Annotated in this window: 12 protein-coding genes; 2 read left to right on the forward strand and 10 right to left on the reverse strand. The window is 35.1% G+C overall.

Features of this window, described 5'->3' with window-relative positions; all coding sequences use genetic code 11:
* Nucleotides 1–48: 48 nt before the first annotated feature.
* The 3 genes from F7O84_RS13355 to F7O84_RS13365 are packed head-to-tail and all read right to left on the reverse strand — an operon-like array spanning nt 49 to nt 3,542.
* The gene (locus F7O84_RS13355; RefSeq protein WP_151146101.1) at nt 49–1,692 is read right to left on the reverse strand and encodes a type 2 periplasmic-binding domain-containing protein; all 1,644 of its coding nucleotides are present in this window, start codon (nt 1,690–1,692) and stop codon (nt 49–51) included.
* A 30-nt stretch (nt 1,693–1,722) separates the two neighbouring features.
* Nucleotides 1,723–2,619 (reverse strand): carbohydrate ABC transporter permease, encoded by an 897-nt coding sequence (locus F7O84_RS13360; RefSeq protein WP_151146104.1) that lies wholly within the window; start codon nt 2,617–2,619, stop codon nt 1,723–1,725.
* An 11-nt stretch (nt 2,620–2,630) separates the two neighbouring features.
* The gene (locus F7O84_RS13365; RefSeq protein ID WP_151146760.1) at nt 2,631–3,542 is read right to left on the reverse strand and encodes an ABC transporter permease; all 912 of its coding nucleotides are present in this window, start codon (nt 3,540–3,542) and stop codon (nt 2,631–2,633) included.
* Nucleotides 3,543–3,931: 389 nt separating this feature from the next.
* Between F7O84_RS13365 and F7O84_RS13370 the strand changes: the two genes are divergently transcribed.
* Nucleotides 3,932–4,987, forward strand: coding sequence for a LacI family DNA-binding transcriptional regulator (locus F7O84_RS13370; RefSeq protein ID WP_151146106.1), 1,056 nt, complete (start codon nt 3,932–3,934; stop codon nt 4,985–4,987).
* Nucleotides 4,988–5,049: 62 nt separating this feature from the next.
* On the opposite strand, the gene F7O84_RS13375 is transcribed toward F7O84_RS13370, so the two are convergent.
* The 7 genes from F7O84_RS13375 to F7O84_RS13405 all read right to left on the reverse strand — a co-directional run bounded on the left by F7O84_RS13375 (nt 5,050) and on the right by F7O84_RS13405 (nt 15,258).
* Nucleotides 5,050–5,691, reverse strand: a complete 642-nt coding sequence (locus F7O84_RS13375; RefSeq protein ID WP_151146109.1) for a DUF4397 domain-containing protein — start codon at nt 5,689–5,691, stop codon at nt 5,050–5,052.
* A gap of 221 nt (nt 5,692–5,912) precedes the next feature.
* Entirely contained in the window at nt 5,913–7,472 is a 1,560-nt protein-coding gene (locus F7O84_RS13380; protein WP_151146112.1) for a cell wall hydrolase, read from the reverse strand.
* Nucleotides 7,473–7,665: 193 nt separating this feature from the next.
* Nucleotides 7,666–8,445, reverse strand: a complete 780-nt coding sequence (locus F7O84_RS13385; protein ID WP_151146115.1) for a TrmH family RNA methyltransferase — start codon at nt 8,443–8,445, stop codon at nt 7,666–7,668.
* Nucleotides 8,446–8,476: 31 nt separating this feature from the next.
* The gene (locus tag F7O84_RS13390) at nt 8,477–9,130 is read right to left on the reverse strand and encodes a potassium channel family protein (RefSeq protein ID WP_151146117.1); all 654 of its coding nucleotides are present in this window, start codon (nt 9,128–9,130) and stop codon (nt 8,477–8,479) included.
* An 11-nt stretch (nt 9,131–9,141) separates the two neighbouring features.
* Complete coding sequence (locus tag F7O84_RS13395) at nt 9,142–10,527, reverse strand: TrkH family potassium uptake protein (RefSeq protein ID WP_243140889.1); 1,386 nt, start codon at nt 10,525–10,527, stop codon at nt 9,142–9,144.
* Nucleotides 10,528–10,729: 202 nt separating this feature from the next.
* A complete protein-coding gene (gene pfkA / locus F7O84_RS13400) occupies nt 10,730–11,704 on the reverse strand; it encodes a 6-phosphofructokinase (protein ID WP_151146119.1) in 975 nt (324 codons plus the stop codon).
* 71 nt (nt 11,705–11,775) lie between these two features.
* Nucleotides 11,776–15,258, reverse strand: coding sequence for a DNA polymerase III subunit alpha (locus F7O84_RS13405; RefSeq protein WP_151146122.1), 3,483 nt, complete (start codon nt 15,256–15,258; stop codon nt 11,776–11,778).
* Between the two features lie 356 nt (nt 15,259–15,614).
* Here F7O84_RS13405 and murC point away from each other — a divergent pair, with 356 nt between their 5' ends.
* Nucleotides 15,615–16,994, forward strand: a complete 1,380-nt coding sequence (gene murC / locus F7O84_RS13410) for a UDP-N-acetylmuramate--L-alanine ligase (RefSeq protein WP_151146125.1) — start codon at nt 15,615–15,617, stop codon at nt 16,992–16,994.
* Nucleotides 16,995–17,232: the final 238 nt, after the last annotated feature.

Genomic DNA, 17,232 nt, shown 5'->3' on the forward strand with positions numbered 1-17,232 from the left:
TTTCAACCTTTCAGACGTGCTATTGACATCAACAACACCTTTTTATACTTACTTTACTAAATAATTATCTAAGTATGTTTGCTTTACTTTAAGATACTTTGATAAACCATAGCCCTCCAGCTTTTCTAGATACTCATCCCATTCCACATTAACACCGCCATTTAGAATCCATTCTGCTTTTTTCTGATTTGTATATTTATCTAAATCAGTTGTATATTGTGTAACTATATCTGTATCTTCCCGACTCATAAATACATTTGGATATACGTATTCGTGAATCATATCTTTAGTATAAATGTCTTTAATCCAGTCTAATCTATATTGTGCATCAGCAGGACAGGTTACATAGGTTCCATAATAACTATCAAGGATTGCCAACGGCCCTCCTACATTTTGTGCCTGTCTTACTTCAACCGGTGATTCGCTTCCGAGGTCCATATGCTTTAACATTCCACTCTCTGTCATTTCAAAGATATTAAATTTATCTTCTTCTCCGTAAGTACCCCAATTGTTTTGTATTGATTGTAATGGTGTATACATTTGATCAATCCATGCAGCTGCCAATGCTGGATTTTTACAGTTACTTGTCAATACACATCTTCCTCTGTCAAAACCACTTGTTGCACTGCCGCTTTGTCTTGGAACACTCACTGTACCAGTAGGCCCCTTTAATGCTGGCAGTGGAATATAATCATTCATATTAGCCACAATATTTGCGCTATCCCATGAAAAAAACAATCCATATCGTCCCGCTTTACCTTTTGCTACAAAGGTAGACCAATCTTGTGTAAATGCTTCCGGATCAATCACTCCCTTTGTTTGCAATTCATGCAGCCAGTTAATTGCTTCTTTATATCCATCTTGTGCCGCTGTATAAATTACTTTTTTATCATTTGATACTGCAATATGATCTACTACATCACCATATCCTTCTCCAAAAGCTCCCATTAAAAAACTTACATCTTCATTTCCTCCATTAATGATGAAGGACATAGGAATCGTATTTCCATTTCCTGCTGGATCGTTATCTTTAAATGCAATTAGTATTTCTTCTAATTCTTTTGTTGTTGTTGGCACTTTTAATCCAAGTTCTTCTAACCATGTCTTGTTAATAAAAGGCATATTTCCAATCGTCTGTATTGCTTCTTTACCAGAACCTAACTGCTCAATCCAAGGAAATGAATAGATATGTCCATCGGTTGCTGTTATCATAGAACGATACTCAGGATTCTCTTCAAGAATTTTTTTTAAGTTTGGCATATAGTTATCAATTAAATCTTCTACGGAAATAATTACATTTTGCTTTGCATATCGAAGTAAATCATAGTCACTCATACCTGCATTATATAATCCATCTGGAAGATTTTTTGCCTGTGCTAATGCTAGATTTTTCTTGTCACTAAACTGATCCTCTACGAAGCAAGTCCAGTTAATATGTACATTAGTTGCTTTTTCCATTCTTTGAAATATTGCTCTTTCATTAGGATTTTGTGTAGAGTTTGCAGATGCATTTGTTATAAAGGATAATGTGGCTGTTTCTTCCAGCGGAAATACAATTTCTACAACATTTCCATCCGCGTCCTTTCCTACTGCTGCTGTTGTTGCATCCTCCTGACTTGAACAAGCTCCTGTAGACAACATCATAAATGATACTAATAAGAGTAATACTACTTTTTTCATTCTCTTTTTCATGCTTTCTCTCCTTTTTATATATATTATTTTTTAACCTTTTACTGACCCAATCATAATTCCACTGTCAAAATACTTTTGGAAAAATGGATACATAATTAGCAAAGGCAAACTAGACACTACAATCGTTGAATATTTTAGCAATTCAGCTAATTTAGCCAGCTCCGCTGTACTTTGTATATCTGATATCATACCCGTTTCTGGAGTATTTTGAATCAGAATAGATCGAAGGACTAATTGCAATGGTTGCATTTTAGAATCATTTAGGTAAATCATAGCGTCAAAATAACTATTCCACATTCCCACAAACTGATATAGTGCTAAAACTGCTATAATTGGCTTACAGACCGGTAACAATACATTAACAAAATGGACTAACTCTGAGGCGCCGTCCATACTAGAAGCTTCTCGTAATTCTTCTGGAATGGACTGAAAATAGGTCCTCGCCAGAATCATATTCCAAACACTGAAAGCTCCCGGCAAGATCACTGCCCAAGGCGTATTAACTAATTGCAAATCGCTAATAAGTAAATACGTCGGAATTAAACCACCACCAAAAAACATTGTAATAATAAATATAATATTGAAGAATCCTTTTCCGACAAAGTCTTTTTTTGACATTGGATAAGCTGCCATAATGGTAACAAGTACTGAAATAAATGTATAAGACATTGAATAAATAATTGAATTACTAAAGCCAACCCAAATCATTTTGTTCGTCATTACTCTTTCATATGCTGTGAGTGTCCAAGTACTAAAGTCAAAACTTATGCCTTCATTCTGCAATACCGTAGGATCCATAAATGAGGCCACCACCACATATACCAGTGGAACAATAATAATGCCAACAAAAATCGCCAGTAAAATATAACCGATACCCAATAATGTCCTATCTGAGAAGGATAACTGATTAAATGTTCTTGTCTTCATAATTTTACCTCCTATAGACCTTGTCCATCATTTATTTTAGCTACCACTTTGTTTACAATAATTAATAAAACAATATTGATTATTGAATTAAACAATCCGACCGCTGTAGAAAAGCCGTAGTCTCCATTTAATAGCCCTAACTTATAGACATAGGTTGCTAGAATTTCTGATGCCTCAATATTCATATCCGTCTGCAATGCATATGCTTTTTCAAAACCAACACTCATAGCATTACCAGCCTGTAATATAAATTGAATCACAATAATTGATTTTATTGCAGGTAAATCTACATTTTTAATCTGTTGAAATACATTAGCACCGTCAATAACTGCTGCCTCTGTTAGCTCTTTACTTGCATTGGCCAAAGCTGCTGTATACATAATGGAAGCCCAACCTGCTCCCTGCCATATTCCGCTTGCAATATAAATTGACCGAAAAGCACTTGGCATTGTCATAAAATTGTACGATGTTCCTAGTAGATTATTGAGCGGCCCTACTGGCGACAGGAAGATACGTACCATACCGCAAAGAACTATGACCGAAATAAAATTAGGAGCATATACAATCAATTGTATCTTTTTTTTCATTCCAGTTCGTTTGATTCTATTAAGTAATAATGCCAAAATAATTGGTACTGGAAATCCCCATGCCAGACCATATAAACTCACTTTTAATGTGTTTAGTAAATAATTCATAAAATCCGGAGAAGATAAAAATCTTTGAAAGTATTTACCCCCCACCCATTCGCTTCCAATAATCCCCTTCATTGCACTGTAATCTTTAAAAGCAAGAAGAACACCTCCCATCGGAAGATATTTAAATATTACCGTTAGTAAAAATGCTGGAAGCATGAATATAATATAAAGTTGCCAATTTTTTTGAATATATTTCCCTTTCTTTTTCCATGAATTATTTTTAATCATTGCATCACTTGCATTACTTTTCAATTTTGACCCTCTCCTTATTTTACATTTGCACACATCGGTTTCTATTTTTATATCATGAGTTGTACATAAATACTATATTTTTATTAAAACTAGTAGATTTTATATGCATACTTTATCACTCAATTTGTAATATGTCAATATTTTATTGTTTCTTTTTTTCAAATGCACATTTTATTTATATCTAATGTTTACATTTGACACTTTAATTGCAGTTTATTTATAATAATATACAGTTCTTTATTTTCATGTTTACATTTGACACCTTTGTGTAAATATTGTATTATAAATGTAAACATAAAATATTCCTATAATACAAAACAGTTCCATGTAAACTTACTATAATAATTTATTAAAGGAGGCTTCTTATGAAATCCAGAGTTACTGCACAAGATATTGCAGATGAATTAGGATTATCCAGAAATACTGTATCAAAAGCTTTCAATGGAACAGGTTCTATTTCTACTGAAACAAAGGAGAGAATCTTAAAAAAAGCGATTGAACTCGGTTATAAGCAATATGCCTACATGGATTCTAAGCCACTTAATGATCAAATATCAAAAGCAAAAGAAATTGCACTTTTAACCTGCAGTATGCCCAACACTTCCCATTTTGGTTTTAATCTATTATCAACTTTTGAAGCCGTAATTAGTAAATCAGGTTATCGATTGGCCATGTACATGGTTCGGGAAGATGATATAAACGCTATGAACCTTCCAATTAATTTTAATCCCGATACAATAAGTGGTTTAGTCTGTATCGAAATGTTTTCTGAAAGTTATAACCAGCTTATATGCAATTTAGGACTGCCCACACTTTTTATTGATACCTGCGTCATAAATCCTAGTTCACCTCTAAAAGCTGATATTTTATTAATGGAAAGCTACAATAGTGTATATTCCATAACTAAAACATTAATTGATAACAACTATCTAAAAATAGGATTTTTAGGCGATAAGAATCATTGTCTTTCTTTTTATGAACGTTGGCTGGGATATAAAAATGCTTTGATAGATTATAATCTTTCCTACAGCGAAGATTTTTGTATTCTAGATAAGGATTCTGCCCCCTACAGCGAGAGTGATTGGCTTTGCAAACGAATAAAAGGCTTACAACAGCTTCCCCAAGCTTTTATTTGTTCTAATGACTATCAGGCAATCAATGCAATCAAAGCAATTAAGCGATTGGGTCTTTCAGTACCAGAGGATATCCTTATTATCGGATTTGACGATTCCCCTGAATCAAAAATTATTGAACCACATTTAACCACGGTCCATATTCCAAATAGCGAAATGGGAGCAATTGCGGCAAATCAATTATTATATAGAATTCAGGCTCCTGAATCTCCTTTTTCTACCATTCATGTACAAACTCAAATCAAAAAAAGAAGTTCTTCTGGAAGTGTTCTTTTTTCAGAAGAATAGAAAAAGGCTCATACCAAAATACAATCATGATTTATTTCGGTATGAGCTTCTATTCGTTCTACTTACAATTCCCCATCCGTTACAAGTAATGCCTCAATTCCTGGTGTTTCTCCAAACAAACCAATTGCATAAACGGTATAGTATTTTCCGCTTTCCGGATTTACATTTGGTACAGTAAGTACAATTGCATCTGACCCTGCTCCCCTTACTTCCAATGTATAATTCATTGGTAATAAATCCATATAGGAAGTAATTTCACGGAAGGAAACATCATCAAATATTACATTACCATTTGCTAAGGTGATATCAACTGCCGGAGCATTTGGAGATAAATGTGCGAACCGAATCATTGCTTTTCCAGGCTCTATTGGCATATCTACATCTATGATTCCTACCATCCCAAGATCATCTAGTGTTCCTGTTACGCCAATGGTAAGATAAGCTCCTTCATTATTTGTTACATTATTAGTTAGAATTGGATCATTCATGGTTCCTGCTACGTATACTTCGATTTTGTATCTTCCTTCTGGAAGTGTTAAGTAAGGGGTATACTCACCAAATGCTAAATCGTTAAATACAAGTGTTTCATTTGCATATACATCTACGTTAGGAGCATTTGGAACTGCATGTAATACTCGAATGTAACCCTGTGGTGGATTATTATTTTCTAAATATTGTTGAAAGTTATAAACGTTACTATCCATTTTTTCTTTTCCTCTTTTTTATCATAATATATACTATATGATGCATAGAGTCATTTTGTTATCGTTTCATTTTGTATTTGATTGATTCCATGGAATGGATGGTTTTTTTGTAATATACTTTTTAGAGTCCTCCCCTTGTATTTTTCTATTGCTTTTTGATTTCATCAAAATTTTTTATACAAAAAAGACCACTCTTTTTAAGAATGATCTTTCTATATTTATTAGTAAAAACAATGATTTCCAATCACATATCCATCAGTTCCGATTCTTGATACAGCGTTAAAATGTAAATAATCTATATTGGTAAGTCCTGCTAAGGCTTCTACCGCTGCCTTTTTACAGTCACCGCCAATCCCTGCTGAAAGAAATCCTGCTAAGGTTCCATTACCTGCGCCTGGAAATTGGCCACTTTGGTAAACAACGCCACTTACAGAGTTTGGATATCTTCCACTCTTTACGCGATTTACAACTACGCTGGCAACGGCTAATTTACCTTCATAAGATTCACCGCCTGCTTCCATACGAACCACTGCTGCAAGTAATGCTGCATCTTCGCTGGCTGCTATTTCAGCCATTCTGGCTTCAGCTTCTTTTCTTTTTTTCTCTTCTTGGATTGCTTTTTCTTCTTCTATGGTTATCGCTTTACCAAGAACGTAATCTACACTAACGAACTCACTTGCAACAAATGCATTTGAATCACTTGTATATTCAATCTCAACCCAATCTCCATTTTGATTTACAGCTGTTAGCTGTTCACCATTCTCTGCAAGATCAAGTACCTTACCTTCTTCGCTTGCTTCGCTTCTAATTCTTAAAGCATCTGTATTCACTGTAGCAATCAACTGACCATCTTGTTCTGCTAAAGCTTCTGCTTCTTCTCCGAATGCTAAGAATTCGTTCTTAATATAACCTTCTGTTACAGAACCTGAACTAATTTTTGTCCATTCATCGCCTTTTTCAAGGATATTTGCTTCTGCTCCTTTATAGAACTTTCCAACTATCTCAGCTTCTTCATTTGCTTCTGCACGAATATTTACAGATTCTTCAACATCTGCCATTACTTTATCGTCCCACTCAGATTTTTCCTTTTTCTCTTCTGCTTTTTTATCAGCCTCTTTAAATGATTCAACATCAGAAGGAATCTCTGTTTGTGTTTGTTCGGCATTTTCAATTGCTTTATTTATATCTTCTTTTGATTCATTGTCAGAAGATTCTTCTACCTTTGTAGGTTCTTCTATTTGCTCAGGTTGTTTTAACTTCGTAGAATCATCTACTTTCGTATCATCCACCTGCGCTATCGAATTCTCGATTTTTGTTTCACTCTCTGTTACAACCTCTTGTGTTGTAGCAACTTGTGTTGCAGCATTATGCTGGTCTGCTTCTTCAAAAACGCTATCGTTGTTAAGCATTGATTTGCTTAACTGAGTCTCGTTGCTATCCTCTTCAACAACTGTCTCTAAGGCGTCCAATGTTACGCTTTGAGTAAATACTTTGGCAATACCTGCCTGTAACTTCACTGGATTCTTACTTCCTACTGTTTTTGAATCTACCAAAATAGTATCAAGTGTTGTCGTTACTTTACCTGGCATAAACAGTGATGAATATTTTCCTATTCCACTACTTCCTGTAATTGTTAAGCTCTGATATTCTACTGATGGTGTCGCACTAAAAGGATTAGTATCAGATGTAGTATCTGGTGTTACATTTGTAAATGCTGTCAACGACGTAAACGCAATTGCTGTCAGACCGCCGATAACTACCTTTCTGTTTCCTAACTTCATGTATACCTCCCAAAGTTTCAATTGAACGTAATATAATTCATCTGAATTAATTCTGATTCAAATCGAAATATGTAGCATTGCTTTCATAATTAATGCGTTTTTATTACAATTATTACAGAATTATTAACTTTTATTACGGAGTTATTGTAACAGAATTACTTTTATTTGTCAAGCAAACTATTTTTAGGAAATTTTACAGGTTTCGACGCTGCCTTGCAGTCTCGTACATCAGGATAGATGCGGCGATTGCGGCATTTAAGGATTCAACCTCTCCTTCCATTGGAATCTTTAAATAAGAATTTGCTATTGATGATATTTCATCACTTAGCCCATTTCCCTCATTTCCAATCATAAATGCATGAGACTTTGTCAAATCAATTTTGTCATAATCCTGACTTTGCTTTAAATGCGCCGCATAAATCTCAATATTGTTTCGCTTTAATTCTTCTACCGTCTTCTTTAAATCCTCCACATAGACAAACGGTACGCGGTATATGGAACCCATGGTTGAGCGAATGGTTTTTGGATTATAGATATCTACACAGTTTTTGCTTAATATTACTCCAGTAATACCTGCACCTTCCCCTGCTCTTAGTATGGTACCTAAGTTTCCTGGATCTTGAAGGTCTTCCAATACAATGATATGTGCAGGATTTTTTCTAATAATATCAATTGTATTATAATGAAATTGCTCAATGATACAAAGTATTCCTTGTGGCGTTTTCGTATCAGACGCTGCTTGGAATACAAAATCTTGCATCACTTCATACTTACAATCTCCTAATATATCCTTATGATTGTCTTTTGCAAGAAAAGATTCTGAAACATAAATCTGTCTTATGGCCTCTTTAGGGGCCTCTTGAAACATCTTTATCCCTTCTACAACGAATTGGTTTGTTTCTTTTCTAATCTTTGATTTTTTAGTTAACTGAATGATATTTTTCACTTGCTTATTGCTTACACTGGTAATCATTGATACATTTTCTCCTCTGATAAGTATTGATCTATTTCTTACTTAATCGTTCTAGCATATTATTGTCACCTATTATAATAAGAGTCTCATCTTTTACAAAAGGCGTATCTGGATTCGGATTTACATTTACCTCATCTCCTGTTTTTACCGCAATTACATTCACACCTAGTTTATCCCTTGGATTTAATTCACGCAGTGTCATACCTTCCCAACTTGTTGGAACTTTCATTTCTACCATACTAAATTTAGAAGAGAGTTCAACCAAATCAACAAAATTTTCAGACATTAAGTTTTTTGCAGTTCTTGCTCCCATTTCTTTTTCTGGAAAAGCCACCGCATCTGCTCCCACCTTTTTTAGTACCGTAGCATGTACTTCTGTATAGGCCTTAGCTAATACATAAGGAACTCCAAGCTCCTTTGCAAATATAGTCGCCATAACACTTGATTCAAGACTTTCTGCAATTGCAACCACAACTGCATCCAGATTACGAATCCCTAATGATTTTAACACATTATAATCCGTTACATCCGCAGTCACCGCATATGTTACATAATCTGCAATTTCTTTTACCTTTTCACTGTCATTATCAACAACTAAAACTTCACATCCATTTTTCGCTAAATTAAGTGCAACACTTTTTCCAAATTCTCCTAGTCCAAATACTGCAAATTCCTTCATTACCATAATTTTTCTCCTTAACCAACTATAATTTTCTTTTCAGGGAAATCAATTCCTATCTTACTACTCGCTTTATTTGACAGGGCTACTACAAGAGTTATTGGACCTATTCTTCCTAAATACATTAATACAATGATAATAAGTTTACCAAAAGGTGATAAAAACGGCGTTAAATTTCTACTTAGCCCAACCGTTGCGAGCGCAGAAACTGCCTCATACGCAACATTAAGAAATGGTGTATTTTCGGTTACACATAATAATGTAATCGCAGTAAATAACACAATCGATCCAAGTGTTACAACAACTAAACCAAGGCGAACATTATCAGAGGCAATCTTTCGATTAAAGACCTCTGTTTCACTTCTACCTTTTGCAAAGGACATTGTGGTTAAAAGAATCATTGCAATGGTAGTCGTTTTCATTCCACCAGCTGTTCCTGCAGGAGAACCTCCAATAAACATAAGTATCATGCTAATCATAATCGAGGCATCCGTGAACTTGTCTTGTGATATCGTAAAAAATCCCGCTGTTCTTGTTGTGACAGCTTGAAACAATGAAGCCATTAATTTATTCATAAGTGGCAAGTCTTTCATGGTCATAGGATTGTTATACTCGAATAAAAAGATAGTGAAACATCCTCCAAATATTAATATTAATGTCATAACGATTGCAATTTTGGAATGAAGTGTTAAACGAACAAAAAAATGTCTTTTTCGAATCCTTTTATGTTTTATCTCCTTTAACGTATGAATAACATCCCACCATACGGGAAAGCCAATTCCCCCCAATATAATCAAAGCCATTGTATTAAAATTAATCCCTGCATTATTTTTGTATTTAGCAAGACTTGTCTCACCTAAAATATCCATACCCGCGTTACAAAAACTAGAAATTGCATTAAATACAGACTTCCACAGCCCTTGTAAAAATCCAAATTCAGGAATGAAATAAATACAATAAAAAAATGCTCCAATTGCTTCAATCAATAATGTTCCTTTTACTATTTTTTTAATTAGTTTCACCATTCCCTCCATGGTATCAAGTCCATAGGATTCACGAATGATGACTCTTTCGTTCAAAGTAATTCTGCGATTTGCCATTACTAGAAATAAGGTTACACAAGTAACAACCCCAAGACCTCCAAGTTGTATCAAAAATAGTATTACAATTTTGCCAAACAAACTCCAATGAGATGCAGTACTTAATGTAACTAATCCAGTTACACAAACGGAGGTGGTAGCAGTAAACAAGGCATCAATAAATGCCGTAGCCTCTCCATCCACTGAAGAAACAGGCAATGTCAATAGACCTGCTCCAATCATAATAACTCCAAAAAACCCCAATGCAACTATTTGAGTCGTACTAAATCGATACTCTTTATTGCCCGCTTTTTTTTCTAACACAATCTTCGCCCTTCTTTACATATGGTTATTTATTTACTTATACATGGGTAATTATAATTTATACCATATCATATTACTATAGTATTTTTGTATCGAAAAAGACGTATAAATTGTTAACCCAATTTACACGTCATTTTACTATTCATCTATCAATATTTATTCTAAGCAAATAATGTGAATCACTTACTACTGCTTTATGAAATTAAATTGCAAGTACTCTACTTACTGAGTATTCGTAATCATTAATACCTTTTTGCATTGCCAAAGCTTCATCGATATCGAAATCAACATAAGAACCATTGCGATATCCAACCACTCTGTTTGATTTTCCTTGTGCTAATAAATCTGCTGCATAAGCTCCCATTATGGATGCGGTCACTCGATCACGACAAGTAGGGCTTCCTCCACGTTGCATATGTCCAAGTATGGTTGCTCTTGTCTCAATCCCTGTTGCTGCTTCAATTCTTCTAGCCATTGCTTCTGAATGACCAATGCCTTCTGCATTAATTACAATATGATGCTTCTTTCCCTTTTTACGGTTGTTAATAATATTATTAATCAATACCTGTTCATCATGGTTGTATTTTTCTGGCAAAAGAATGTCTTCTGCACCATTTGCAATACCACACCAAAGTGCAATATAACCTGCATCTCTACCCATAACTTCAATAATACTACATCTTTCATGAGAAGTAGATGTATCACGTACTTTATCAATTGCTTCCATAGCAGTATTAACTGCTGTATCAAACCCAATTGTATATTCTGTACATGCTATATCAAGGTCAATGGTACCAGGAACACCAATTGTGCTAACTCCAAGTGCCGCTAACTTTTGCGCTCCTGCAAATGATCCATCTCCACCGATAACAACAAGACCATCGATTCCATGCTTTTTACAGATTTCTGCACCTTTTTGCTGTCCTTCTGGCGTTCTAAATTCTGCACATCTTGCTGTATATAAAACGGTACCACCTCTTTGAATGGTATCTGATACACTTCTAGCATCCATGTCCACAATTTCTTCATTTAAAAGACCATTATAGCCTTTCATAATTCCTTTTACTTTTATGCCATTTGCAAGTGACTTACGTACAACTGCTCGAATCGCCGCATTCATTCCCGGTGCATCGCCGCCACTCGTTAAAACACCTATTGTCTTGATTTCTTTTGCCATTTCAATACCTCCCATATATGGTAACTGTTCTATGTTAAAACTTTGCCAATTTATTAACATTATTCTTTATTCTAATTCATTTTGGTAAGGTTTTCAATATTCTTTTCTACAACTTTTACATTTTTTTCACCAAAATATTTAGCTAATTGACGAACCAAAAACGAATCAGCCTTAACATTTTTTGACGGCCCTAGCCTCTTCATCGCTTTGATATCTTCTATATAAATAACAATTCCATCATTTCCATCTGATTCCTTAATCACTTCGTATAGTTTTTCTTCCTGTTCTTGAAATAATTCCTTGTTTTCAAATTTTATCCAAAGTTCTTTATCAAGGGTATCAAATGGAATAATTCTTTCACAGATTACTTTTCCAGGCTTATCCTCCTCCGCATTTACTTTTCCTCTTACAAATACCTTGTTATCCACAACGATATTAGAGGCGTTTCTTTCATAGTCTCTTGGAAAGATAATGACTTCCACACTTCCAACCAAATCTTCTAATGTAATAAAAGCCATCATTTTGTCATTTTTCGTATGCTTTATGGTTTTACTTGTTATCATTCCTCCAATGGTAACTGTCTTTCCATCTTCGGCCTTGATTGCATTCGTCTCTTCATCAAGTGCAAAGTCGGTGGTAAATGCAGTTATATTTCTTTTCCACACTTCTTCATATTTTTCCATCGGATGTCCACTGATATAAATACCAGTCACTTCTTTTTCAAAGGCAAGCAGTGTTTCTTTATCATATTCTCCAACATCAGGAAGCTGAATATCAAACTGCTCTTTCTCCTCCTCACTAATCATGTCAAACAAGGTCATCTGTCCTGCAACCGAATGCTTTTTATCTTGGCTAATCTGTTCCAATACCTGCACATAGATCATCATCATCTGACGCCTCGTTCCACCTAGACTATCAAGGGCACCTGCTTTGATAAAGCTTTCAATGGTCCGTTTATTTACTTCCTTTCCAGAAAGCCTGGTAATAAAATCTTTTAAGTCTTTAAACTTACCTCGCTCTTGTCTTTCCGTAACTATTGCATCAATGACTGGACGTCCAATACTTTTAATTGCAGATAAACCATAGCGAATTGCCCCCTCGGATACGGAGAAATTTCCCTCTCCTTCATTGATGTCTGGAGGTAGAATGGAAATATTCATGTTCCTACATGCTAGAATATATTCCGATACCTTACTAGTATTATCAAGCACTGAGGTCATCAAAGCTGCCATAAATTCTACTGGATAGTAGTATTTTAAATAAGCAGTTTGATAGGATACGACTGCGTAGCAGGCAGCATGGGACTTATTAAAGGCGTACTTTGCAAAATCCATCATGTTATCAAAGATTTTATTGGCTACCTTTTCATCAATTCCGTTCGCAACACAACCCTTAACTCCTTCACTTTCATTGCCATATACAAAGTTTTGACGTTCTTTTTCCATCACAGAAGTCTTTTTCTTTGACATGGCTCTTCGTACCAAATCACTTCGCCCTAAGGTGTAACCAGCTAAGTCTCGTACAATCTGCATAACCTGTTCTTGGTACACAATACATCCATATGTTGGAGCCAATATTGGTTCTAGCTGTGGACAGTCATACGTAATGGTATTCTTGCTGTTTTTCCCTCTTATATACTGAGGAATAAAGTCCATTGGACCTGGGCGATAAAGAGAGATACCCGCTATAATATCTTCTAGATTCTGCGGCTTTAACTCCTTCATAAAGCTTTTCATACCGCTACTTTCCAGCTGAAAGATACCATCCGTTCTTCCTGTTCCGATGGAATCTAGTACTTTTTTATCATCATAATCAATATGATCCATATCAAGAGATATCCCACGTCCTTTTTCAATCAACCGACAAGCATTTTGAATAACTGTTAAGGTTCGAAGACCTAGAAAGTCCATCTTAAGGAGTCCAAGTTCTTCTAATGTCGTCATGGTAAACTGTGTGGTAATAGAACCATCCGAAGCTCTTGATAATGGTACATATTCATCGACTGACTTTTGGCTGATTACAACTCCTGCTGCATGCATGGATGTGTGTCTTGGAAGTCCTTCTAATCGCTTACTCATATCGATTAAATATTTTACCTGTTCATTGTCTTCGTATAATTTACGTAGCTCTGGATTCCCTTTAAGCGCCTTGTCTATTGTAATACCAAGTTCCATTGGTATCATCTTTGATATTGAATCTACAAAAGCATAAGGCAAATCCATTACGCGTCCTACGTCTCGAATCACGCCTCTTGCTGCCATGGTTCCAAAGGTAACAATCTGAACCACACGATCTTTCCCATATTGCGCAACCACATGATCAATTACTTCTTGTCTTCTCTCATAGCAAAAGTCAATATCAATATCAGGCATGGAAATACGTTCGGGATTTAAGAATCGTTCAAACAATAACTGATAACGAATGGGATCAATGTTTGTGATTCCAAGACAATAAGAAACCAAACTTCCTGCCGCAGAACCTCTTCCTGGACCTACCATAATATCATTGTCTCTTGAGTATTTGATAAAATCCCATACAATAAGAAAATAATCTACGTAGCCCATGGTATGAATTACATTAAGCTCATAGTTTAATCGTTCCTTTAATGCTTCGTCTATGTTTTGGTATCTTTCTTCTAATCCTTCAAAGCAAAGCTTGTTCAAATAGTCCCAAGCAGTATAACCTTCTGGAACATCATATTTTGGAAGTTTGGTTACACCAAATTCCAGCTCTACATTACATCTTTTTGCAATCTTTCCTGTATTTTCCAAAGCCTCTTTTGCATATGGAAATAATTGTTCCATTTGCTCTGGAGATTTGACATAATATTGTCCTCCTGCATAGCGCATACGGTTTTCGTCCGTTAGCTTCTTTGCTGTTTGAATGCATAGAAGAATATCATGTGCCTTTTCATCCTCATCATAAGTATAATGAATGTCATTGGTTGCAACGAGATCTATGGATATTTCCTTACTCATTCGTATGAGCTGTTGGTTTACCGTCTTTTGCTCTGGCATGCCATGATCTTGTAACTCTAAGAAAAAATTCCCTTTACCAAATACGTTCTCATACCGAAGCGCTACCTGTTTGGCTTCTTCATAAAGCCCTTTCATGATATATCTTTGCACTTCTCCTGCAAGGCATGCACTAAGGGCTATGATTCCTTCATGGTATTCTTCTAATACCTCCATATCAATACGAGGTCTATAATAAAACCCTTCGGTAAAACCTTTTGAGACTATTTTTACCAGATTATCATAGCCTTTATTATTTTCCGCTAATAGAACGAGATGGTAATATCGATCTTCTCCTCCTGTTAACTCCCTGTCAAATCTGGAATTTGGAGCCACATACACTTCACAACCAAGAATTGGCTTAATCCCAGCCTCCTTCGCTGCTTTATAAAAATCAATCACTCCAAACATAACACCATGATCGGTTATGGCGGCGCTATCCATTCCTAGCTCTTTGACTCTATGTACATATTCTCTTATCTTATTGGAACCGTCTAACAGACTATACTCTGTATGGACGTGTAAATGTGTAAAATTCATTGTAATTACTCCTTATTTTAAACATGAACCGTTTAATCACTTTTGAAACCTTTCATTCCAAAGGAATGCTTATTATTATTACTTATTTCTATTATAAGCATACAAATGGTGTTGTGCAATAGAATTATACTGTGTAACCATGCATCTTTTAGAATCTTATTGCACAGTAATCTCAATGTGTTTATAATAAATAGGGTGGGTCATACTAAGAATAAAGGAAAACACTTATGATAAATTCCTTCTTTTCATTACCCATTTACCACCTTTATTAATATTATATTATGAAATGCAAATAGGAAGGGGATTTTTCCTTTTTGTTTACCAAAAAGTACGAAAACGTACAACTGGAGGAAATTATGTATAACATTGATTTTACAAAACCGATTAAAGTACATTTTATCGGGATTGGCGGCATCAGTATGAGCGGCCTTGCTGAAATTTTATTAAAAGAAAATTTCAAAATTTCTGGTTCTGATTCAAAGGCTTCTAATTTAACCAAACATTTAGAGAGTCTTGGTGCAACCATTTACATTGGTCAAAGAGCTTCTAATATTACAGAAGATATCGACTTAGTCGTTTACACCGCTGCCATTAAAGAAGATAACTTAGAGTATCAGGCAGTCATAAATAAAAAACTTCCAACTCTTTCAAGAGCCCAGCTTCTTGGACAGATTATGAAAAACTACGACTATTCCATTGCTGTTTCTGGAACTCATGGAAAGACTACAACAACTTCCATGATTTCTCAAATCCTACTACAGGCAGAAACTGATCCTACCATATCAGTAGGTGGAATCCTTAAAGCAATTGACGGTAATATTCGAGTAGGTAATTCAGAGGTTTTTATTACAGAAGCGTGTGAATATACAAATAGCTTTTTGAATTTCTATCCAAAAATTAGCGTAATATTAAACATAGAAGAAGATCATATGGATTTCTTTAAAGACATTGAAGATATTCGCTCTTCTTTCAAACGATTTGCAAAGAATCTACCGGATAACGGAACATTGATTATTAATGGGGATATCGATAATTGGCAGGAAATTACAGAAGGTTTGACCTGTAACGTTGTGACTTATGGTTCCTCTACTGCAAATACCTATAGCGCCAAAAACATTGAATTTGATTCATTTGCTCACCCTTCCTTTGATTTAATTAAAGATCAAAAGGTAGTTGACCGTATCTCTTTGCATGTACCAGGTATTCACAATGTTTACAATGCACTTTCTTCGATTGCAGTGGCTCACACATTGGGATTATCAGACAGTGAAATCAAAAAGGGAATTATGGCCTATTCAGGAACGGATAGACGTTTTGAGTACAAGGGAGAAATTGGTGGTATTACAATCATTGATGACTATGCCCATCACCCAACAGAAATTATAGCCACATTAAATGCTGCTAAAAATTACCCGCATAAAAAGACATGGTGCGTCTTCCAGCCACATACTTATACAAGAACAAAGGCATTTTTACAAGATTTTGCAAAAGCTTTATCCATTGCAGACAAAGTAGTACTAGCAGATATTTATGCAGCAAGAGAGGTCAACACACTTGGTATCACCTCATTAACGCTGCTTGAAGAACTGAAAAAACAAGGTTGTGACGCTTATTATTTCCCTTCTTTTGACGAGATTGAAAATTTTTTATTAGAAAATTGTATGCACGGTGACCTGTTGATAACTATGGGAGCCGGAGATATATTAAAAGTAGGGGAAAGCCTCTTAGGAAAATAGTTATCCACATTATCCACATGTTTATCAACATTTTTTGTTGTTTTCACATGTGGATTTATTTGTTAACATAATGTCAATTTTATAATTCAACATTTTTTTCGTACAAATGCCTTTTTTCGCGACTTTGCAAATTTTTTGTAAAATTTTATCCTTTTTTTATCCACATTATCCACACTGTCCACAGTGTCGCTTTTCCTTGTAATCACAGGGGTTTGCGCTAAAATTTGGTGTTCTCATT

This window comes from Candidatus Galacturonatibacter soehngenii (assembly GCF_008830185.1).
GTDB classification, from domain to species: domain Bacteria; phylum Bacillota; class Clostridia; order Lachnospirales; family Lachnospiraceae; genus Lachnotalea; species Lachnotalea soehngenii.